General features: G+C 41.2%; 17 protein-coding genes, 2 tRNA genes and 2 rRNA genes. 2 read left to right on the top strand and 19 right to left on the bottom strand.

Annotated elements, in window-relative coordinates:
* Positions 1–13 precede the first annotated feature (13 nt).
* The 10 genes from FQT67_RS01715 to FQT67_RS01670 form a co-directional block, all read right to left on the bottom strand.
* Complete coding sequence (locus FQT67_RS01715; protein ID WP_065355386.1) at positions 14–940, bottom strand: alpha/beta hydrolase; 927 nt, start codon at positions 938–940, stop codon at positions 14–16.
* 159 nt (positions 941–1,099) lie between these two features.
* Positions 1,100–1,807: an antiholin-like protein LrgB gene (gene lrgB, locus FQT67_RS01710; RefSeq protein ID WP_003060147.1), complete on the bottom strand. Its 708-nt coding sequence runs from the start codon at positions 1,805–1,807 to the stop codon at positions 1,100–1,102.
* 17 nt (positions 1,808–1,824) lie between these two features.
* The gene (lrgA, locus tag FQT67_RS01705) at positions 1,825–2,274 is read right to left on the bottom strand and encodes an antiholin-like murein hydrolase modulator LrgA (RefSeq protein WP_046177403.1); all 450 of its coding nucleotides are present in this window, start codon (positions 2,272–2,274) and stop codon (positions 1,825–1,827) included.
* 131 nt (positions 2,275–2,405) lie between these two features.
* Entirely contained in the window at positions 2,406–3,134 is a 729-nt protein-coding gene (locus tag FQT67_RS01700) for a LytTR family transcriptional regulator DNA-binding domain-containing protein (protein ID WP_003054874.1), read from the bottom strand.
* Positions 3,131–4,891, bottom strand: coding sequence for a sensor histidine kinase (locus FQT67_RS01695; protein ID WP_046177404.1), 1,761 nt, complete (start codon positions 4,889–4,891; stop codon positions 3,131–3,133). Before FQT67_RS01695 ends, FQT67_RS01700 begins: the two co-directional genes overlap by 4 nt.
* Positions 4,892–4,966: 75 nt before the next feature.
* On the bottom strand, positions 4,967–6,571 hold the full coding sequence (locus tag FQT67_RS01690) for a CTP synthase (protein WP_003054816.1): 1,605 nt from the start codon (positions 6,569–6,571) through the stop codon (positions 4,967–4,969).
* A 282-nt stretch (positions 6,572–6,853) separates the two neighbouring features.
* Positions 6,854–7,432, bottom strand: coding sequence for a DNA-directed RNA polymerase subunit delta (rpoE, locus tag FQT67_RS01685; protein ID WP_003054843.1), 579 nt, complete (start codon positions 7,430–7,432; stop codon positions 6,854–6,856).
* Between the two features lie 213 nt (positions 7,433–7,645).
* The gene (gene tig / locus FQT67_RS01680) at positions 7,646–8,929 is read right to left on the bottom strand and encodes a trigger factor (protein ID WP_003054863.1); all 1,284 of its coding nucleotides are present in this window, start codon (positions 8,927–8,929) and stop codon (positions 7,646–7,648) included.
* Between the two features lie 207 nt (positions 8,930–9,136).
* Positions 9,137–10,510, bottom strand: a complete 1,374-nt coding sequence (locus tag FQT67_RS01675; RefSeq protein ID WP_003062553.1) for an alpha-amylase family glycosyl hydrolase — start codon at positions 10,508–10,510, stop codon at positions 9,137–9,139.
* Between the two features lie 255 nt (positions 10,511–10,765).
* On the bottom strand, positions 10,766–12,169 hold the full coding sequence (locus tag FQT67_RS01670) for an alpha-amylase family glycosyl hydrolase (protein WP_046177405.1): 1,404 nt from the start codon (positions 12,167–12,169) through the stop codon (positions 10,766–10,768).
* Between the two features lie 392 nt (positions 12,170–12,561).
* Here FQT67_RS01670 and FQT67_RS01665 point away from each other — a divergent pair, with 392 nt between their 5' ends.
* Positions 12,562–13,407: a mechanosensitive ion channel family protein gene (locus FQT67_RS01665; RefSeq protein ID WP_046177406.1), complete on the top strand. Its 846-nt coding sequence runs from the start codon at positions 12,562–12,564 to the stop codon at positions 13,405–13,407.
* A 62-nt stretch (positions 13,408–13,469) separates the two neighbouring features.
* Here the strand turns inward: FQT67_RS01665 and FQT67_RS01660 are convergent, their stop codons facing one another.
* The 4 genes from FQT67_RS01660 to truA are packed head-to-tail and all read right to left on the bottom strand — an operon-like array spanning position 13,470 to position 16,010.
* Complete coding sequence (locus FQT67_RS01660; protein WP_022554238.1) at positions 13,470–14,033, bottom strand: TIGR01440 family protein; 564 nt, start codon at positions 14,031–14,033, stop codon at positions 13,470–13,472.
* A 10-nt stretch (positions 14,034–14,043) separates the two neighbouring features.
* Entirely contained in the window at positions 14,044–14,517 is a 474-nt protein-coding gene (locus FQT67_RS01655) for an ECF transporter S component (protein ID WP_003054849.1), read from the bottom strand.
* Positions 14,504–15,271 carry a bifunctional hydroxymethylpyrimidine kinase/phosphomethylpyrimidine kinase gene (locus FQT67_RS01650; protein WP_046177407.1) on the bottom strand — a complete coding sequence of 256 codons (768 nt, stop codon included), beginning with the start codon at positions 15,269–15,271 and terminating at the stop codon, positions 14,504–14,506. The genes FQT67_RS01655 and FQT67_RS01650 overlap by 14 nt, the downstream gene beginning before the upstream one ends.
* On the bottom strand, positions 15,261–16,010 hold the full coding sequence (gene truA / locus FQT67_RS01645) for a tRNA pseudouridine(38-40) synthase TruA (protein ID WP_003054840.1): 750 nt from the start codon (positions 16,008–16,010) through the stop codon (positions 15,261–15,263). Before truA ends, FQT67_RS01650 begins: the two co-directional genes overlap by 11 nt.
* 145 nt (positions 16,011–16,155) lie before the next feature.
* Between truA and FQT67_RS01640 the strand changes: the two genes are divergently transcribed.
* The gene (locus tag FQT67_RS01640; RefSeq protein WP_003061640.1) at positions 16,156–17,505 is read left to right on the top strand and encodes an aspartate kinase; all 1,350 of its coding nucleotides are present in this window, start codon (positions 16,156–16,158) and stop codon (positions 17,503–17,505) included.
* Positions 17,506–17,736: 231 nt separating this feature from the next.
* Here FQT67_RS01640 and FQT67_RS01635 read toward each other — a convergent pair whose 3' ends face one another.
* From FQT67_RS01635 to FQT67_RS01615, 5 genes are all read right to left on the bottom strand, one after another.
* A complete protein-coding gene (locus FQT67_RS01635) occupies positions 17,737–18,219 on the bottom strand; it encodes a sigma-70 family RNA polymerase sigma factor (RefSeq protein ID WP_003057148.1) in 483 nt (160 codons plus the stop codon).
* A gap of 91 nt (positions 18,220–18,310) precedes the next feature.
* Positions 18,311–18,384 (bottom strand) — tRNA-Arg (locus FQT67_RS01630).
* An 83-nt stretch (positions 18,385–18,467) separates the two neighbouring features.
* Positions 18,468–18,541: transfer RNA gene (locus tag FQT67_RS01625), tRNA-Asn, on the bottom strand.
* Between the two features lie 5 nt (positions 18,542–18,546).
* Positions 18,547–18,662 (bottom strand): 5S ribosomal RNA (gene rrf / locus FQT67_RS01620).
* Positions 18,663–18,755: 93 nt separating this feature from the next.
* Positions 18,756–21,658 (bottom strand): 23S ribosomal RNA (locus tag FQT67_RS01615).
* Positions 21,659–21,687 lie beyond the last annotated feature (29 nt).

The following is a 21,687-nucleotide window of genomic DNA, read 5'->3' as shown; positions in this document are numbered from 1 at the left end:
TGGCTGTCAATACTTATTTATCAATTTTTTCCAAAAATGCAGCGATTTTTTTCTGGTATTGTACTGGGTTTGTTTCAAAAGATCTGGCATGTTTGGCCCCTTTAACAATCAAGATTTCCTTAGGACCTTTAGTAGCCTTGTAATTGTCGTAAACCATTTTTGTAGGAACAAAATCATCTTTATCCCCATGAATAAATAAAGTGGGCCGCTTATTTTTAGCCAGTTGTTTCACTGAACTTGCCTCTGCGTAACTAAAACCCGCTCGAATCTTAGATAAGGCAGAAACTTCATAGAGTAATGGGAAGGCAGGCAAGTTGTACATAGCCTTAGCCTGAAACTTCAATTCGTCCCAAACGCTAGTATAACCACAATCTTCAATAATAGAGGTAACCTGCTCAGGTAATTTTTCCCCACTTGCCATCATGACTGTGGCAGCTCCCATAGAAAGTCCAAAAAGGGTGATTTGACTGTCTGGTTTTTCCTTAATCAACTGATCTGTCCAAGCCATGACATTCAACCGATCATTCCAGCCATAGCCGATTAAGTTTCCTTGGCTTTCTCCATGAGCCTCATTGTCTGGCATTAGGACATTATAACCCAAATCGTGAAAAAGCATGGCATAAGGTTTCATGTTTGACTTATTGTTAGCAAAACCATGCACCACGACAGCTATCTTTTGGGTTTCTTTCGCAGCCGGTAAATACCATGCTACTTGATTAAACCCACGATGGGTTATGTAACGCTTTTCACGTGGTAAAGCATCAAAAGCTTGCTCAGCTGGGTATAGCGGGTTATCCGTACTGCGTTTTTTATTGTTAATGAATGTTTTCTCATCCCGTACTTGGGCAACATGGAAGAAATAAAAACTAGCGCCAACGCTAGCAAGAGTTACTAATAGGAATAGGATTCCTAAATACTTTGATAATCGAATGGTTTTCATATCAAATATTCTACAGGAAAATCAGAAAAAAAGAAAGCTTTACTCTACAAATAAATCGTTTTCCTGCTCAAGTTTTAAAAAACGAGTTCTTATCACCAAAAATCCTCCTAAAGACGAGAGGATTCTTTAGAAGGACTTAGAGGTAGGAGATAACAATTTTTAAAGAAGGACACTTCCCATAATGGGTACCACCACAGTAACAATAATGCCAACAACAACTAGGGCAATGGAACCCATCGACTCTTCGACTTGACCAAAATCTTTGGCTGCCGAAACCCCAAGTGCATGGCCTGCTGTTCCTAAGGCCAAACCACGTGCAATGGGATCTTTTATCTTAAACAATTGAATCAACGGTTTTGCCAAGGCATAAATAATCACACCATTTAAAATACAAGCTAGCGAAGTTAATTCTGCTGATCCCCCCATGGCAACTGATGTCGGCATAGCAATGGCTGTTGTTGCCGCCTGAGGTAACATCGACGCAACCACTACTCTACCAAGATGGAATAAACTTGATACGAGATAAATTCCATAGACTGCGACAACACTGCCTAACGTAATTCCACCAATAATCTGAAGCCAATATTGTTTCAAAACCTCCCGTTTACGGTAGAGGGGAATAGCAAAGCAAATGGTAGCAGGTTCCAAAAAGAAACTAATGATTTGGCCACCCTTATTGTACTCGGCAAAACTAATACCAGTTGCGCTCAAGGTAGCAATCCCAAGAATCATGGCAACAAAGAGGGGTGCAAAGAGGAAGAAACCTTTTGATTTTTTAAACAAAATCTGGCCAATAAAGAAGGTCCCTACAGATAAAAGAACACCGAAAATAGGAGAAACCCGCAAAATATCGATAAATGCTGCCATAACTAGCTCCTTTCTTCTTACTTAGCCAAGACTTTACTAGCTACCAGATGACGCTCATCCTGAAATGACCCTTTGACCAAGAGACCTGGTTTTCCCAAAGCTGGTTTCTTGACATCTGCTCCCATTAATAATTGTGTCATCCAACCAGTTCCAACAAGCAACAAGAGTGTTGAACTAAAAATCAGAAGCATGTTTAAAATAAAATGTTCTTTCAAGATCCCTAAAGAGTTAATCACTGAAATACCGGCAGGAACAAAGAAGAGACCGATATTGCCAACCAAAAGATCTGCTACTTTTTCCACTTGACTAAGACTAATCACTTTAGTCGTTAAAGCTATAAATAATAAGACAAGTCCAATAACAGAAGCTGGTAATTTTATTGGGGATAGAGTCTCCAATACCTTTGAAATGAGAACAATTGTTCCAATCACAACGCTTTGATAAATCATAGAATAAGTTTTAGTCATGTGAATCATCTCCTTGCTTTCTCGCTTTTGATACATTTAGTATAGCGAAAAAAGAGCCTGTTAGGCTCTTTTCGGAATAAAACGCTTTCTATTTGGTACCAAATGCAGTGAGAGCGACTCAAAATACAGCGTCAAAGTCCTAACCGCTGGCGGAAGGTTTTCAAATATGATCTACTCACAGGAACCTTTCCGCCATTGATCATGGTCACTTGGTAGGTTTGATTAAACCACGGCTGAATTTCTTTTATAGCTTGTGTATTAATGAGATAACTGCGATGCACTTTCAAAAAAAATTCTGTGGTTAAAACTTTCTCAATAGCTGATAAGCTTGTGTGACTGGTATAGTGGGCTGTTTTTGTATAGACCGTCGTTTCCTTGCCTTGGACTTCACAATAGAGAATATCTGAAAAGGGTAATAAGTATATACGCTCATCTACTTCAAGGGTTAGGCGTTTGGTTTGTGGCACTTCTGCTTCTTTAGAGTGGTTCGTTTGCTGCCTGTCTAATGTCATTTTCGCCTTTGCAATAGCTTTTTGGATGCGCGCTTGTTCAAAAGGTTTCAAAACATAATCAATCGCATTAACTTCAAAAGCTTCTACGGCGTGATTATCATAGGCCGTTGCAAAAATAATTAAGGGAGCATTTGGAATTTGGCTTAGACGCTTAGCTAGATCTAGCCCGCTTTCATCTGTTAAATGAATATCTAAAAATAATAAGTCAGGCTGATGTGTTAATATCAGTTGAAAGGCATCTTCGATGGACTCCCCTTGATAAATAGCACTAACCATTTGAGTTTCTTCAACAAGATAAGCCAGTTCCATTCTAGCCAATGGTTCATCATCAATAATTACAACTTTCATGTGGTTGTCTCCTTTAGTTGATTAAAGGGGATTTGTAACACAAAACTGGTCCCCGACTGATCTGAGGTTACCTCGAATATAGCCTGATTACCGTATAAGCTCATTAAACGCTTGTTCAAATTTTCCAAGGCCGATCCTGTTCCTTTTTCAGAGGTAACTACCGTTTTCCCTAGCAAAGCCAATTTTTCTGGTGCAATTCCTTGACCGTTATCTTTGACCGTTAGCCTGAGATAACCTGATGCCTTTTGCCTTGCCATCACCCAAACCTTATTATCCTTCTTACGCCCTGTAAAAGCATGCTTCAAAGCATTTTCAACTAATATTTGAATCATAAAAGGAGGAATAGCTGCACTTTTGAGGGCCTCAGGAATATCAATAATGACCTCATAGCGGTTAGGAAACCTAGCCTGTTCAATAGTTAGATAAGCTTCCAAGTGTTTTAATTCAGAGTCAACGGAAATGACATTCTGCCGTGTACTATTAAGATTAGCTCTAAAATAATGGCCCAGTTGTAACAGAAGATGCCTTGCCTTTTCACTATCCACCCTTATCAAGGCAGAGATTGTGTTAATCGCATTGAAAAGAAAATGCGGATTAGCTTGTGCTTGCAAGGACTTAATTTCAGCATCCTTAAGCAACCCTTGTTCTAAGGCCATTTGTCCTAATTCTAATTGCGATGAAAAAATATGCCCTAAACCGCTAGCAAGTTGTTCATCCACATAGGTTAAGTTAGAAGCATCGGTAAAGTATAGTTTAAAACTGCCTACGACACCTTTCTTGACAAAAAGGGGAACCACCACAGCTGCTTCCAAAGGACAGTCAGGGTGACTGCAACCAATTTGGGCTTTTTGACGAACCACCTGAATACGTCCCGTCTCAATGGCTTCTCGAGACAAATCAGTAATGATTTCTCGAGTCGGAATATGATGGTCACTGCCAGCTCCCACGTGGGCCAAGATAGCGTGACGATTAGTAACACTCACAGCTGACACGCGCATAAACTTTTTAATTTCTAAAGCTGCCTTCTGAGCCGAAGCTTCAGTTAACCCTTGCCGAAAATAAGGTAAGGTTTTATTGGCCAACTCCAAGACATCGTGCGTTTGAACAGCTTTCATGCTTTCTTCTTGACGTAAGGTCCCAAGAATAATAGATAGAAAAATCCCTGTCCCCAATGCATTCACAAAAACCATAGGGAGTGCAATGGTTTGAATCAAGGTCCAAGCTTGTTCCTTATCTGGTAAGAAAATCAAGATGCAAAACATCTGAATCACTTCCATCAAAGCACCACAGAGGCTTCCTTGCCATACTTGAGGATAACGTTTATGTGTCAAGCTCACACGCCCCACTAATCCTGATAATCCACCAATCAATAAGGATGAAATAAAATAGGTATACGGAGCGCTACCACCCTGAAGCCAACGCACAGCTCCTGAAATCAAACCGACAAAAAAACCGACAAAAGGACCACCAATTAACCCTGACATCCCAATCGTCAATGTTCTCGTATTAGCGATCGAATTGTGGGAAGACAGATTAACCAGTCCACCATTATCTACCCCAACTTGTTGGGAAATCAGAACACCTGTAAAATTACTAATGATTGCAAAAACACTGAACGTCATAATCAGAATCCATCTCACTTTGATGGATTGACGGTCATGCATCAATCGTTTATAAAAAGGGCTAATCATCAATAGATTAGCCAGCAAAATAATCAAACCTACCCGTTCAAGTAAGGGCAACAACAATGACATCATATTAGACCTCTTTCAATGACAGCCATGAGCACCATAGCAGTCATCCGAATAGAATTCCTCAAACCATCTTAACCATTATTTGCTGTTTTGAACAGCTGCTGTCACAAATGCCGTGTATAATTCTTCTGGACGATTTGGACGACTTTGTAATTCTGGGTGGTATTGGGCTGCCACAAAGAATTTTTTCTCTGGCAATTCTACAATTTCAACTAAGCGGTTGTCAGGTGATACCCCTGAGAAAACAAAACCAGCTGCTTCAAATTCTGGACGGAATTTGTTGTTGAACTCATAACGATGACGATGACGACGTTGCACTACTTCTTGGTGATTGTAAGCTGCTGCTGCTTTGGAAGCCGGCTTCAATTTACATGGGTACAATCCAAGACGAAGCGTACCTCCCATATCTTCAATATCAATTTGATCGCGCATGATATCAATGATTGGGTATTTAGTACTTGGCTCTAATTCAAAAGAGTTTGCACCTTCCATATTGAGGACATGACGGGCAAATTCAACACAGGTCAACTGCATGCCAAGACAGATACCAAGCATTGGCACATCATTTTCGCGGGCATAGCGAATCGCTTGAATCTTACCTTCTGTCCCACGTTGACCAAAACCACCTGGTACAATAATCCCATCAACATCTCCTAACAGATCAGCTGCATTATCAGCCGTTACATCGTTGGCATTGACCCATTTTAGGTCAATTGCGGTATCATTGGCATAACCAGAATGTTTTAACGCTTCCACAACAGACAAGTAAGCATCTGGCAATTCCACATATTTACCAACCAAGGCAATTTTGGTTGTTTTTCTTAAATTCATCACCTTGTCGACCATAGCTGACCACTCGGTCATATCAGCTTTTGGTACATTTAATTTTAAATGATCACAAACAATCTGGTCCATCGATTGAGCTTGCAAATTCAAAGGAATTTGGTAAAGGTGTTCCACATCACGTGACTCGATAACAGCTTCTGGATTCACATCACAGAATTGAGCCAATTTATTTTTTATGCCCTGCTCAACTGGCTCCTCGGTACGAATAACCAACATATTAGGTTGAATCCCAAGCCCACGTAATTCTTTAACGGAATGTTGCGTTGGTTTAGTTTTCATTTCACCTGCAGCTTTGAGGTATGGCAACAAGGTTGTATGAATATACATGACGTTTTCAGAACCAACATCTGCTTTCATTTGACGAAGAGCTTCTAAGAATGGCAAACTTTCAATATCTCCAACGGTGCCCCCAACCTCAGTAATAATCACATCAGAATCTGTTGTTGAAGCTGCGCGTTTGATTTTTTCTTTAAGGGCATCTGTGATATGAGGAATAACCTGAACAGTCGCACCAAGATATTCACCTTTACGTTCTTTACGAAGGACCTCGCTGTAGATTTTACCAGTTGTGACATTCGAATACTTGTTCAAGTTGATATCAATAAACCGTTCATAGTGACCCAAGTCCAAGTCGGTTTCAGCGCCATCATCGGTCACGTAGACTTCTCCGTGTTGATAAGGACTCATTGTTCCCGGGTCAATATTAATATAGGGATCAAATTTTTGAATCGTTACCTTTAACCCACGATTTTTAAGCAAACGGCCAAGGCTTGCTGCTACAATCCCTTTACCAATTGATGATACCACACCACCAGTTACAAAAATGTATTTTGTCATAACACTCCTTCATTATCTTAAGTGAGTCAAGGACACTCACTTTAATTAACTAAACATTAGATCACTTGAAATGATAAACTAGGGGGCAACTCTGGTTCATTAGACTCAAATAAGCTATCATTCAAGCTTTAATCATTATTGAAAAACAAAAATAGCCCCCTATTAACTAGGGAGCTTTACCTGACCTCTTAAAGAGGTGCCCGAATAATAATATAAACTATAATAAGCACTTTGTCAAATCATATTTCTTTTTTGACAACTACTTATAGGACGAGTAGACGTTTATTCCTCGTCTTCGTCCTCATCCTCTTCTTCTTCCTCATCTTCTTCGTTGATATCAACTTCCTCAAAATCATCTTCTGGAATAATTTCGTTTAACTCTGAGTCGTAAGATTCCACTTCTGATTTTTCATCATCAGGATCTTCTTCATCGTACTCAATATCAGCTGATTCTTCTGTAAAATCTTCATCTTCTGGGTCATCATCACTATAATCAATAGCGTCTTCGTCCCCATCCATAAAGGCATTAACTCGTTTTTTCTTACGTTTCTGTGCGCCGTCTTCATCATCTTCCAAGGTAATGATTTCCTCATCGATTTCATCAATGGCATACCATGAGCGAAGGCCCCATTTGTTATCGCCAAGAGGAATAAATGAGCCATCCGTATTTAAGTCAGTGTAGAAAAATGGCAATGCATGACGAATATCTGCATCAGATTTTCCTAAGTAGTTTTGAATCTCATTCACTAAGTCGCTAAAGTACATCTCATGATCGCGACCACGCTCTTCCAAAATGGCACGCGCCACTTCAATCATGGAAAGTTCGCTTTTTTCTTGTCCTGCAAATACGTCTAATTTCAAGGCAGTTCTCCTTATTCTATCATTCCTTACTATTTTACGCTAAAAAAAGGGATTCGTCAAAGCTTTTATTACTCTATTTGATAACCTGTCGGCACTCTTTTCATTTTAGATAACCGTACCAATTACCACTTTCAGGCCTTCGTGTTTACGAGAGAAAAAACAGACAGGAGTATTATTCCTATCTGTTTTTGTCATGATAATTAACTCACACTATTATTTAACAATTGCTGAGCTTGTAATAGCTTCAACCGCTTTTTTCATTGTGATGTCGTGTTTCAACATATCAGCTGAAAGAAGAGAACGTACTTGCTCAACTGGCATGTTGTATTCAGTAGCAAGGTCATTAATTTCTTGCTCGATTTCTTCTTCTGTTGCTTCAAAACCTTCTGCTTTAGCAATCGCTTCGATAACAAGGTTTGTTTTCACACGTTTGTCAGCATCTGCTTGGTATTGGTTGTGAAGATCTTCTTGGCTTGTACCAGTCAACTGGAAGTACATTTCAGGTGAGATACCTTGACGTTGCATATTCCCCATGAACTCGTTCATTGAACGATGCACTTCGTCATGTACCATTTCTTCTGGTAATTCAACGATTTCAGCATTAGCAACTGCCAATTCGATTGCAGCACCTTCAACCGCATCATCGTAAGCAATTTCTTTAGCTGCTTCAAGTTCTTTACGGTATTTTGCTTTTAAATCAGCAAGTGTTTCAACTTCTTCGTCGATGTCTTTAGCTAGTTCATCGTCAAGTTCAGGAACTTCTTTTGTTTTAACTTCATGAACAGTTGTCACAAACTTAGCATCTTTACCAGCAAGGTCTTCTGCTTGGTATGCTTCTGGGAAAGTAACATTAACTTCTACTTCATCGCCAGCTTTAGCACCAACTAATTGGTCTTCAAAACCTGGGATAAACTGTCCTGAACCAAGTTCTAGCGAGAAGTTATCACCTTTTCCACCGTCAAATTCAACACCGTCAACTGATCCAACAAAGTCAATCACAACAGTATCTCCAAGAGCCGCCGCATCTTCTTTGACCACTAGTTCAGCAAGGTTAGCACGCTCACGTTCAACTTTTGCATCTACTTCTTCGTCAGTTACTTCTTTAGATGCCTCAACTTCTACAGCAAGGTTTTTGTAGTCGCCAAGTTTTACTTCAGGTTTAGTTACCACTTCAGCAGTAAGTGTCCATTCTTGACCTTTTTCCATTGACACAACATCGATTTTTGGTTGTGCAACCACATCAAGCCCAAGTTCTGTCACAGCTGCTTCATAAGCTTCTGGCAATACAATATTCAAAGCATCTTCATAAAGAACTTCTTCACCAAATTTTTGGTTGAAGACTGGACGAGGCATATGTCCTTTACGGAAACCTGGTGCATTCAAGTCTTTTTTGATTTTATTAAAAGCTTGATCAAGAGCTGGTTTGATTTTATCTTGACCAATTGTAAATGTAATCACGCCACGGTTTGTAGCTTTGTTTTCAAATGATGTAGACATTAAGTCATTTCTCCTTAAAATAATTTCGATACAGTTCATTCTATCATAATTTAAAGCGTTTTTAAAGTTTTTTATGCGTGAAATCACATCAGTAGTCTCTAAAAAACTTTTCTAAACAAAATCTGCTCATTAGCCAAGAAACGTCAGATTTTAACAGATTTGCCAATTGCTTCTTCATTAGAACACCTGATTTAGCACCGACTTTACTTATGCTGGAAGCAACACCAAGACTGATTTTTTAGGCAGCTTGCCTTTGAGAATTTTTCCTGATACCTTATAAATTTTTCCGCTTACTGCATCTTTGTAACTACCGTCAGCCAATTTTGTTGACGTTGAAAAGGTCTTATTCTCACTTGCTAAATTGGTAATAATAGCTCCTTTACCACCTCTCTCTACCATTACAAGCCCTTGATCGTCACCAATATTATGAAGGTATTCGTCACGTCCATTCATCGTATTTCTAAAATGATTGATGGCCACAATGGTTTTATTTTTAAATAGGTCACTGCCTGCATCTCCAATTTCAGATTGGCCTGGGAAACGATCATTTTGACCACCACCCCCTACCGGACGAGAATAAAAGAGAGGTGCTCCCTCTTTTCGAGAGGCAATCAAACTCCAGCCTAAAATGATGTCTTGGTCTGTCAAATTAGTTGATTCCCCATTATCATTGGCATAGGTGTCATGTGTTTCCACCCATGTGACGAGTCGGTCTTCTGGAACTCCTGGTGCCTGAAAATCCATCAGGTCTTCCGCGTAGGCTTCTTCCTGCCGTAAACTGTTTCGAATAAATTCACCATAATCTGATGCTGTAACTCCCATTAACTTAGCATAGTCAGCTTCTTTAGAAGTAGAGCCTTGTAAAATTTCCCCATACTGGAATTGAGCGCCATTGTTCAAGATAACTGACCAAAAATCACTGCCATACTCTTTGGGCAATTCGATATGTTTTGCTGCATCATACCTAAATCCATCCGCACCATCTGCTACTGCACGTTTGAGATAAGCAAGAAGATATTCTTGAACAGCTTTATTTTGAGTATTAAGATCATATAGTCCCAACAGGGACTTTTGAGTCAGTTGATAGCGATCACCAAAATCTTTAATGCCTTCATTTCCATGAGTCCATTTCCCTAAAGCTTTTATCTTAGGACTAACAGCTGCTACATCTGAAGTGGTATGATTAACCACCGCATCCACAATAATATGAAGACCATACTTATCAGCCTCTTTGGTCAAAGCTTTAAAGTCTGCTTCCGTTCCCAACTGATAGTTGCCGATTGTATAATCTGTCGGTTGATAATGATAATACCAATTCGTTAATGCCTTACTACCATTTTCCCCCTCAACAACTTGATTAATAGGAGACGTTTGAATGCTGGTATAACCAGCTTTCTTAATAGCTGGTAAATTATCTTTAATGGTATCAAAAGACCAACACCATGCATGCAGAATGGCTCCATCTTTCATTTCAACCTTTTGGGTATGCTGTGACCAAAACCAACCTAAACCAGCCGTCCCCAACATTACCCCTGTTACTAGCGAGGCGACTGTTATTTTCTTTCGTCTTGAGCTGACCATACTATCTTCTCCTTTGAATGTGAACGTTTGTATAAAAATTAATAAAAAATGAGCCTTGATACAGCTTCTATCTTATACCGACACCAAAGCCCTTATCAAAAAGTATAATATAGCCTTCCTTATTTGACAATACTTTTCTAAAGCGAACCCGCCTCTTTCATCACAGGATAACAACTCATGTTAACATCGTAACCCTTTTTAAAAAGCCTTATCCTGAGATAAGACTTTTTAATGTGATTAAAACAATGAGTGATTTTATTGCGTAATAGGATATAAAACCGCAACTGTTCTAGGTGCCATTTTACCACTTATCTGCTTATTAGACACTTCAAAAATATGACCTGTGATAGTGTCTTTGTATTGACCATCCGCTAACGTTGTTTCGGAATGAATTCTTTTTTCTTCGCTGGTTAAATTAGTTATAACAGCTCCTTTACCACCACGTTCAATCATCACAAGTCCTTGGTCCATATTAGGATTTCCGATGTATTCAGATTGACCATTCATAGCATTGCGGAATTTATTGATCGCAACAATCGTTGGATCTTTAAAGAGATCGCTTCCAGCATCACCAATTTTAGTTGTTCCTGGGAAGCGTCCATATTGACCACCTCCACCCACTGGCCGTGAGAAAAAGAGTGGCGCGCCTTCTTTTCTAGCTCCAATAATACTCCATCCTAAGATAATATCTTGGTCAGTCAACTTTGTTGATTCTTCACTATCATTCGCGTAATTATCATGTGATTCTACCCAGGTAATCAAATTGTCTTCCGAAACCCCAGGTACTTGATAGTTCACTAAATCTCCATCTTTTACATAACCTTGTCCTATAACTTTCCGAATAAATTCACCATAATGAGAAGCCGTCACTCCCATCAACTTACCATAGTCGCTTTCTCTTGAGGCAGCTCCTTGCAAGACCTCACCATATTGGAATTTAGCGCCACTGTTAGCTAAGATATTAGTCCAAAAATCACTATTAAACTCTCCCGGCAGTTCAATATACTTCGCTGCGTCAAACCTAAAACCATCTGCCCCATCTGCTACAGCTTGTTTTAAATAATTAAGAAGGTATTCTTGGACAGCTTTATTCTGCGTATTTAAATCATAAAGACCCAATAAAGCATGTTGAGTCACTTGATATCGGTCGTAGTCATTAGTTATTCCTTGATTCCCGTGAGTCCAATCTGGGATAGCCTTAATTTTTTCACTCACAGCATTGATATCTGTAGTTGTATGATTTAAAACCGCATCCACAATAATATTAATACCATATTTATCAGCTTCTGCTGCCATGGCTTTAAACTCATCTTCGGTTCCCAACTGATAATTGCCAATTGTGTAATCAGTGGGTTGGTAATGAAAATACCAATTTTTCAAATCTTTGCCACCGTTATCCCCAGGTATCACTGCGTTAATCGGTGACGTTTGGATACTTGTATAGTCAGCATCCTTGATAGCTTTCATGTTTTGTTTTATGGTGTTAAAGGACCAACACCATGCATGAAGGATAGCGCCATCTTTCATGGCAATTTGGTTTGATTCAGCGCTGACAACCTGTGTTGATATTAATGGAACTAGACTAGTATTAGATAAACCAAAGATTAACCCTGCTATTGATAATTTAGTAAACAGCCCTTTTGTCTTTTGTGCTACCATTGAGTATCTCCGTTCTATTTACGCAAACGCTTCCATAAACGCTTAAAAAATTTGAGCAATTAACTGCGTCTGTTTGCAAACAAGAATAGATCCTATGAGAAAAGTATAACATAGTTTTTTGAAAAAGCACATTTTTTGTTATAAATGACATTATTTTTTAATGGTTTCCTAGTTAATCATTTTATCCTTTCAAGAAGTGAGAGCAACAAGGTTCCTCACGCTCGTAACTTTTCAAAATCATATGGTGTACCTTTTGTTAGTCAGTTTCCATTAATCCAGAGCAACTGACTCGATTTTCAAGAATTAAAAAGCTGTTTTCTAGTAGAGTGATCACTTATTGCTTTTCAATGTTGCCTTATTTTTGGTAAACTATCTAGAAGAAAGGATGACCCATGACAGTTATATTCCGTTACTTAGAGCAATTTCATATTGAGGACATTAGCCTAGCTATTTTTTCAAAACTAGTTTCTCTTGTCCTCCTGCTAGTCTTTTTTGCTATTCTCAAACGCGTCAGTAACTACCTTTTTGAGAAGACTATCGCTAAATCATTTTCCTATTCTAGACAAAGTGAGGCGCGACAAAAAACCTTATCCAAGTTAACTCACAACATCTTAAATTATGTGTTGTATTTCCTTCTCATTTACTGGCTCCTCAGCCTGTTTGGCATTCCCGTTTCAAGCCTCCTCGCTGGTGCTGGAATCGCTGGGGTGGCCATAGGTCTTGGAGCTCAGGGGTTCTTGTCTGATGTTGTGAATGGTTTTTTTATCCTCTTTGAAAATCAATTTGAGGTTGGAGATTATGTCGCCATTTCCGGTATCGAAGGGACGATTTCTGGTGTTGGTATCCGAACCACTCAAGTTCGAGGATTTGACGGCACTCTACATTATATTCCTAATCGTAGCATCACTGTTGTGAGCAATAAATCGCGTGGTAACATGCGAGCTTTAATAGAAATTCCACTCTACTCCACCGTTGATTTGAGTCAGGTGACTAAAATCATTAAAGCGGTGAACGAGAGAGAATTGCCCAATTACCCTCAAATTGTCGGCAAACCTAATATCCTAGGGCCTCAAACAAATCCTAACGGGCAATTCACGTTTCGCGTGACTATTTTCACAGACAATGGGCAGCAATTTATGATTTACCACACTTTCTACCGATTGTATCAAGAAGCCCTAATCAAAGAAGGCATTTCTTTACCAACCGCTATTAGCTATCCTACCGCTCCGCAATCATAACATCAGTTACTAAAAACCCATTTCTCCAAGAAAGAGCTATGCTCCACTTAGAGAAATGGGTTTTAGTGTTTCCGAATGGGATCTTGATAATAATCAGCCCTCGCTCCTCCAATTAATTTAGGACGGCTGGCTAAGGCCGTTACGTGAGCAGCGCCTAGTTCACGTTGACAAGGAATTAAAGGGACTTGAACTCGCTTAACATGCATCCCAATCGAGGTATCCCCGATGTCTAACCCAGCATGGGCAACAATAGTTTCCACCTCTACAGGATCCGACATGTAACGAAAGGCTGCCACTTGTCCACTACCGCCAGCGTGGAGGTTTGGAATCACATTAACAATTTCTAACTGTTTCTCTTCAGCTACTTGGCTTTCTACCACTAAAGCACGATTGACATGTTCACAACCTTGAACTGCCAAATGAATACCACGCTTATGTAACTCTTCTAAAACTGACTTAACGACCACTTGACCTACTTCTAGGCTAGATTGCTGGCCAATCCGCCCCCCAATAATTTCACTTGAAGAGAGACCTAGCACAAACACCTGTCCTGGTTTAATCGCAGAGCGCTCAATGATATCACTAACAATCGCTCTAGTTTGTTCTTCTAAATCCTGTAGATTCATCCCATTCTCCCTACTTATTTTTCTGAAAAGCGATCATCGCTCTAAAAATAAGGTAGCCTACCAAAAGTCCAAAAGTATTTTGCATCACATTTCCCCAAATGCCAGCTAAAGAACCTGCTAAGCCATAACCTAACATCAAAGATCCAAGAAAATACCAGACAACCATAATGACAGACCCTAAAAGGATACCTAACCAACGTTTATAACCTGTCCAACCAGCAAAATAGCCTTGAGCACCATGCGCAATCAAGCTATGAATCATCCACTGAGGATATCCTGCTATTAAATCAATTAGAAAGCCTGACAGCCCGCCAACAATAGCTCCTTGAGTAGCTCCCAAATAAAAGCTAGTAAAATAAATACCAGCATCCAAAAGAGTTAAAAATCCTGTCGGTGTCGGAACCATCACAAATCGCCCTAATACAATCGTTAAAGCTGTCAATACCGCCAACAAACTCATTTGTCTTGTTTTACTTTTTTGCATCACCTTGTTTCACTCCGTATTTATCTGATTTTAAAATAGCTTGATAGACAAACTCTTTTGAAGCCTGCACAGCCTCTAGTGCTGTTCGCCCCTCAACTAGTTGACTCGCAATACTTGAGGCGAATGTACAACCCGCACCAACATTATTTTGTTCAAGCACAGGATTATCCAATATCTCAAAGGATTGACCATCATAAAAAAGATCAATTGCCTTCTCTTGGCTAAAACGATTCCCCCCTTTGATGACCACGTGCTTTGCTCCCAATTGATAAAGATCCTTAGCGACCTCTTTCATATCCTCCAATGAGTTAATGGTTTTTTGAGATAATAGCTGAGCTTCTAATAAATTTGGCGTTATGATAGTCACGTAAGGGAAAAACGACACTAGTTCTTCACGTAAAGTAGCCACCTCTACATCATGGGTTTCTTTACAGACAAGTACAGGATCTAAGACCACTGGAATATTGGGGTGAGACTTGATAAAATCTAATGCCAGCTGACAAATAGCTTCATTAGGTAATAGCCCGATTTTTATCGCAGCAAAAGGGACATCCTTTAGACTATTCAACTGATAGCGAAATTGGTCAGCAGACGCCGGAAAAACGTCAAATCCCTTGTCAGTCATAGCTGTCAAACAAGTTACTGCCACAAAACCATGTAAATCGTGCCGGGTATAAGTTGCCAAATCGGCATATAAGCCACCCCCACTAAAAATATCATTCCCAGACATAGCTAAAACGTAATTAGTCTTCATAGCGAATCTCCTTTAAATAAAGTCCATTACCAGCTGGCGTTGGTCCTGCTAATTGACGATTTTTTGAATCTAAAATCACTTTAATCTGTTCGACTGGCATACGACCATTCCCAATTTTCAATAAAGTTCCTACCATATTCCTTACTTGTTTATACAGAAAACCATTGCCAGAAAACGTAAAGACTAAAAAACCCGTTTTATCATCTTGAACTAAGGTTGCTTCTGTAATTGTTCTAACTTTATTTTCGACAGATGTCCCCGCTGCTGTAAAACCTGTGAAATCATGCGTTCCGACCAAATCCTTAATGGCCTCTTGCATCTTATTTATATCGAGAGGATAAGGATAGTGCGTTGCATAATGACGCATCATGGGATTCTTAGGCCGACCATTATCTACTAAGAATTCATAGGTTTTTGAATGCTTTTGATAACGGCAGTGAAAGTCGTCTGCAACTATCGCTAAATCCACTACATCAATATCATCTGGCGTTTGCGTGTCCAAGGCAAAACGTAATTTCTCCAAATCCCGTTTTTGAGGTAAATCAAAATGAATCACCTGACCATAAGCATGAACACCAGCATCTGTGCGCCCTGCTCCGTGAATAGGAACTGGTTGGCCACTGGCTAACTTCTGGAGAGTCTTTTCAATTTCTTCTTGTACGGTACGCGCATGGCTTTGTCTTTGAAAACCTGAAAAAAGAGTTCCATCATAGGAAATCGTTGCTTTATATCTTGTCATGTTACTATTCTATCATTTCTTAAAAACAAGAGAAACCATTTTTAGCTATACTGTCCCCGTACAGTTTAGTTTTCAAAAGTTACTGACAAACATTCTCTTTTCTGTTATAATTTTTCTAATATTCAAACATTATGGAGATTCTCTTATGAAAGTAGTCAAATTTGGAGGCAGTTCCCTAGCTTCAGCCCAACAACTCAAAAAAGTCTTAGCTATTGTCAAGGAAGATAAAAACCGAAAAGTGGTTGTTGTCTCAGCTCCTGGAAAACGTACTCCTGATGACACCAAAGTAACGGATGCTTTGATTGCCTACTATAAGGCATACAAGTCTGGAAAAGATTTTCAAGAGCCACTTAATTGGATTAGTCAACGCTATCAAACCATCTGCCAAGACCTCGGGATAGACAGTCAAGTCGGTACTGATATTACACAGTCACTAGAAGCGCTGGCAAAACTTCCTATTGATCATAATCCTTTTTTATATGATACATTCCTTGCTGCTGGAGAAGATAACAATGCTAAACTGATTGCAGCTTATTTTCAAGCTAGTGGCTTAACCGCTACCTATCTCCACCCAAAAGATGTCGGTCTTTTTGTTAGTCAGGAACCCCAAAACGCAAGAGTATTACCTGTCAGCTATGATCACATCGAAAAGCTTAACCAATTAGAGGGGATTTTAGTCATTCCGGGATTTTTTGGAGTCACTCAAGACGGGCAAATCTGCACATTCTCCCGGGGAGGTTCTGACATCACAGGATCTCTTATCGCAGCAGGGATGGCAGCTGAATTGTACGAAAATTTCACTGATGTTGACGGTATATTCGCTGCTCATCCCGGGATCGTTCATAACCCTCATTCTATTAAAGAACTCACTTATAGAGAAATGCGAGAACTAGCTTATGCAGGTTTCTCAGTTTTACATGACGAAGCCTTATTACCAGCCTATAGAGCGAAAATTCCCATTGTCATCAAAAATACTAATAATCCTTCTCATCCTGGAACCAAAATTGTATTGAAACATGAAACTGATACTCCTTCGGTCGTTGTGGGTATCTCTGCTGATGATCAATTTGTCAGCATCAACATGTCAAAATATTTGATGAACAGAGAAGTAGGGTTTGGACGTCAAGTTCTCCAAATCTTAGAAGATCTTAATATCCGTTGGGAACATATGCCTACCGGAATTGATGACCTTTCAATCGTCATTCGCCAAAGAGAGCTAACGCCTATTAAAGAAGATGAAATTCTTCACCGACTTATCCATGAATTAGAAGTAGACCATGCAAGTATTACCAAAAACCTATCCATTATCATGATCGTAGGTGAAAATATGAAGAGCCATATTGGGGTAACAGCTACCGCAACAAAGGCACTATCTGATAGTCACATCAACCTAGCTATGATTTCTCAAGGATCAAGCGAAGTCTCTGTCATGTTTGTTATCGACAGTCAAGACGAACACAAAGCTATTAAAGCACTGTACAATACCTTTTTCTAAGCAGAAGACTATTTCGCTATCCCCCACTAAATTCAAATCAGGTGAGGGATTTTAAGTTCTCGAAAAGGCATCAAAGAGTGAACTATTGCTAAAAAGTATTTAGCATTTTCTTTGTGGCCCCCTTACTCTCTTACTCATTTCTCTAAAAGTTTGAGACTATCACCCCCACTCAACATCCAGAGAAAAAGGCCAGAGGCATCCCCTCTAGCCACAACCAATCTCTCCAAAACCTCACCCTTGGTCAAACCCACTAAAGTAAGGACGAACCTTCCTAAGCAAAGCCTGACGCCCCTTGAACCGTTCCCCTCTCACTAAGGCCTGAAACTGCTTCCGATCCGCTTCACTTAAGGCCTCCTCCACTTGTACTAAAACCTCCCGATAGGCCACATAATCATCCAACCATAACCCGCCAGCTGGAATCGCATGCGCCACATCCCCTATCTCCTCATAAGCCATCTTGTCAAACTGGCGTTTCTGACTTTCTTGCCGACGCAAGACATCTTTCAAATACGACGAAAACTTGGTTTTAAAATACCGATACAAGCGAGCCTCATCTCCTACTAACTCTGGGTGACGTTCCAACAACTTCACTAAAACCAAATGCCCCTCTTGTAACCAGTCATCCGTCTCCCACAACTGTAAGTAATAATGACGCTTCAGCTTTAAAATAATAGGTTTGACCTTCTCAAAAACCTCCCCTGTCTCTAACGACATCCCGATTCTCCTTTTCTTTTAAACTATCCCTAGTATAAAGAGAACCACAAAAAAACAACAGGACATTTTTGTCCTATTGTTTTTCTCATCATGCACCCTAGAGGAGTCGAACCTCTAACCGCCTGATTCGTAGTCAGGTACTCTATCCAGTTGAGCTAAGGGTGCCAACGCATATCTTGCTTGTCTCTATCTTACCACACTCTTCTCTAAAATGCAAAAAAAGATAGGACTCTTCCTACCTCTCTCTACTCCGCCAGTAGGACTCGAACCTACGACATCATGATTAACAGTCATGCGCTACTACCAACTGAGCTATGGCGGATAAACGCTAAGCGACTACCGTATCTAACAGGGGGCAACCCCCAACTACTTCAGGCGTTCTAGGGCTTAACTACTGTGTTCGGCATGGGTACAGGTGTATCTCCTAGGCTATCGTCACTTAACTTTTGAACCTCCTTATTCTCATAAGGACTGTCCACTCAAAATTGAATACCTATATTCTAACAAGAACCTTCTACGCTTGTCAATCTCTTTCTTCGGATAAGTCCTCGAGCTATTAGTATTAGTCCGCTTCATGTATCACTACACTTCCACTTCTAACCTATCTACCTGATCATCTCTCAGGGCTCTTACTGATATAAAATCATGGGAAATCTCATCTTGAGGGGGGCTTCGCACTTAGATGCTTTCAGCGCTTATCCCTTCCCTACATAGCTACCCAGCGATGCCTTTGGCAAGACAACTGGTACACCAGCGGTAAGTCCACTCTGGTCCTCTCGTACTAGGAGCAGATCCTCTCAAATTTCCTACGCCCGCGACGGATAGGGACCGAACTGTCTCACGACGTTCTGAACCCAGCTCGCGTGCCGCTTTAATGGGCGAACAGCCCAACCCTTGGGACCGACTACAGCCCCAGGATGCGACGAGCCGACATCGAGGTGCCAAACCTCCCCGTCGATGTGAACTCTTGGGGGAGATAAGCCTGTTATCCCCAGGGTAGCTTTTATCCGTTGAGCGATGGCCCTTCCATACGGAACCACCGGATCACTAAGCCCGACTTTCGTCCCTGCTCGAGTTGTAGCTCTCGCAGTCAAGCTCCCTTATACCTTTACACTCTGCGATTGATTTCCAACCAATCTGAGGGAACCTTTGGGCGCCTCCGTTACCTTTTAGGAGGCGACCGCCCCAGTCAAACTGCCCGTCAGACACTGTCTCCGATAGGGATAACCTATCCGGGTTAGAGTAGCCATAACACAAGGGTAGTATCCCAACAACGCCTCCGTCGAAACTGGCGTCCCGACTTCAATGGCTCCTACCTATCCTGTACATGTGGTACAGATACTCAATATCAAACTGCAGTAAAGCTCCATGGGGTCTTTCCGTCCTGTCGCGGGTAACCTGCATCTTCACAGGTACTAAAATTTCACCGAGTCTCTCGTTGAGACAGTGCCCAAATCATTACGCCTTTCGTGCGGGTCGGAACTTACCCGACAAGGAATTTCGCTACCTTAGGACCGTTATAGTTACGGCCGCCGTTTACTGGGGCTTCAATTCAGATCTTCGCTTACGCTAAACCCTCCTCTTAACCTTCCAGCACCGGGCAGGCGTCACCCCCTATACATCATCTTACGATTTAGCAGAGAGCTGTGTTTTTGATAAACAGTTGCTTGGGCCTATTCACTGCGGCTGACCTAAGTCAGCACCCCTTCTCCCGAAGTTACGGGGTCATTTTGCCGAGTTCCTTAACGAGAGTTCTCTCGATCACCTGAGGCTACTCGCCTCGACTACCTGTGTCGGTTTGCGGTACGGGTAGAGTATAATTAAACGCTAGAAGCTTTTCTTGGCAGTGTGACGTCACTAACTTCGCTACTTAACTTCGCTCCCCATCACAGCTCAATGTTATAAAGATAAGCATTTGACTCATCTTACACCTCACTGCTTAGACAGGCTCTTCCAATCGCCTGCTTTAGTTAGCCTACTGCGTCCCTCCATCACTTTATACTCTAGTACAGGAATATCAACCTGTTGGCCATCGGATACACCTTTCGGTCTCTCCTTAGGTCCCGACTAACCCAGGGCGGACGAGCCTTCCCCTGGAAACCTTAGTCTTACGGTGGACAGGATTCTCACCTGTCTTTCGCTACTCATACCGGCATTCTCACTTCTATGCGTTCCAGCGCTCCTCACGGTACACCTTCTTCACACATAGAACGCTCTCCTACCATGACACTAACGTGTCATCCACAGCTTCGGTAATATGTTTTAGCCCCGGTACATTTTCGGCGCAGGGTCACTCGACTAGTGAGCTATTACGCACTCTTTGAATGAATAGCTGCTTCTAAGCTAACATCCTAGTTGTCTGTGCAACCCCACATCCTTTTCCACTTAACATATATTTTGGGACCTTAGCTGGTGGTCTGGGCTGTTTCCCTTTCGACTACGGATCTTAGCACTCGCAGTCTGACTGCCGATTATATCTCGTTGGCATTCGGAGTTTATCTGAGATTGGTAATCCGAGATGGACCCCTCACCCAAACAGTGCTCTACCTCCAAGAGACTTAACATCGACGCTAGCCCTAAAGCTATTTCGGAGAGAACCAGCTATCTCCAAGTTCGTTTGGAATTTCTCCGCTACCCACAAGTCATCCAAGCACTTTTCAACGTGCCCTGGTTCGGTCCTCCAGTGCGTCTTACCGCACCTTCAACCTGCTCATGGGTAGGTCACATGGTTTCGGGTCTACAACATGATACTAAGTCGCCCTATTAAGACTCGGTTTCCCTGCGGCTCCGTCTCTTCAACTTAACCTCGCATCATATCGTAACTCGCCGGTTCATTCTACAAAAGGCACGCTCTCACCCATTAACGGGCTCGAACTTGTTGTAGGCACACGGTTTCAGGTTCTATTTCACTCCCCTCACGGGGTGCTTTTCACCTTTCCCTCACGGTACTGGTTCACTATCGGTCACTAGAGAGTATTTAGGGTTGGGAGATGGTCCTCCCAGATTCCAACGAGATTTCGCGTGTCTCGCCGTACTCAGGATACTGCTAGGGCTCAAAAGAATTTTAAATACGAGGCTATTACTCTCTTTGGCTTACCTTCCCAGGTAATTCTTCTATCCTTTTAAAGTCCCACGTCGCAGTCCTACAACCCCGAGAAGTAAACTTCTCGGTTTGCCCTCCTGCCGTTTCGCTCGCCGCTACTAAGGCAATCGCGTTTGCTTTCTCTTCCTGCAGCTACTTAGATGTTTCAGTTCACTGCGTCTTCCTTCTCATAACCTTAACAGTTATGGATACTAGCCAGTAGCTAGTGGGTTCCCCCATTCGGACATCTCTGGATCAGCGCTTACTTACAGCTCCCCAAAGCATTTCGTCGTTAGTCACGTCCTTCTTCGGCTTCTAGTGCCAAGGCATCCACCGTGCGCCCTTATTAACTTAACCTTATCTTTTACTAGTATATCTTAACTAGA

This window comes from Streptococcus sp. NCTC 11567 (assembly GCF_902141215.1).
Classification (GTDB): domain Bacteria; phylum Bacillota; class Bacilli; order Lactobacillales; family Streptococcaceae; genus Streptococcus; species Streptococcus dysgalactiae.
Note: the sequence above shows the minus strand (reverse complement) of the source record. Positions and strands in the feature narration are given on the sequence as shown.

Bases quoted from the DNA above. Each gene is read 5' to 3' on its own strand.
- FQT67_RS01715 (WP_065355386.1), bottom strand. From the start codon at position 940: ATGAAAACCATTCGATTATCAAAGTATTTAGGAATCCTATTCCTATTA.
- lrgB (WP_003060147.1), bottom strand. From the start codon at position 1,807: ATGGCAGCATTTATCGATATTTTGCGGGTTTCTCCTATTTTCGGTGTT.
- lrgA (WP_046177403.1), bottom strand. From the start codon at position 2,274: ATGACTAAAACTTATTCTATGATTTATCAAAGCGTTGTGATTGGAACA.
- FQT67_RS01700 (WP_003054874.1), bottom strand. From the start codon at position 3,134: ATGAAAGTTGTAATTATTGATGATGAACCATTGGCTAGAATGGAACTG.
- FQT67_RS01695 (WP_046177404.1), bottom strand. From the start codon at position 4,891: ATGATGTCATTGTTGTTGCCCTTACTTGAACGGGTAGGTTTGATTATT.
- FQT67_RS01690 (WP_003054816.1), bottom strand. From the start codon at position 6,571: ATGACAAAATACATTTTTGTAACTGGTGGTGTGGTATCATCAATTGGT.
- tig (WP_003054863.1), bottom strand. From the start codon at position 8,929: ATGTCTACATCATTTGAAAACAAAGCTACAAACCGTGGCGTGATTACA.
- FQT67_RS01675 (WP_003062553.1), bottom strand. From the start codon at position 10,510: ATGGTCAGCTCAAGACGAAAGAAAATAACAGTCGCCTCGCTAGTAACA.
- FQT67_RS01670 (WP_046177405.1), bottom strand. From the start codon at position 12,169: ATGGTAGCACAAAAGACAAAAGGGCTGTTTACTAAATTATCAATAGCA.
- FQT67_RS01665 (WP_046177406.1), top strand. From the start codon at position 12,562: ATGACAGTTATATTCCGTTACTTAGAGCAATTTCATATTGAGGACATT.
- FQT67_RS01660 (WP_022554238.1), bottom strand. From the start codon at position 14,033: ATGAATCTACAGGATTTAGAAGAACAAACTAGAGCGATTGTTAGTGAT.
- FQT67_RS01655 (WP_003054849.1), bottom strand. From the start codon at position 14,517: ATGCAAAAAAGTAAAACAAGACAAATGAGTTTGTTGGCGGTATTGACA.
- FQT67_RS01650 (WP_046177407.1), bottom strand. From the start codon at position 15,271: ATGAAGACTAATTACGTTTTAGCTATGTCTGGGAATGATATTTTTAGT.
- truA (WP_003054840.1), bottom strand. From the start codon at position 16,010: ATGACAAGATATAAAGCAACGATTTCCTATGATGGAACTCTTTTTTCA.
- FQT67_RS01640 (WP_003061640.1), top strand. From the start codon at position 16,156: ATGAAAGTAGTCAAATTTGGAGGCAGTTCCCTAGCTTCAGCCCAACAA.
- FQT67_RS01635 (WP_003057148.1), bottom strand. From the start codon at position 18,219: ATGTCGTTAGAGACAGGGGAGGTTTTTGAGAAGGTCAAACCTATTATT.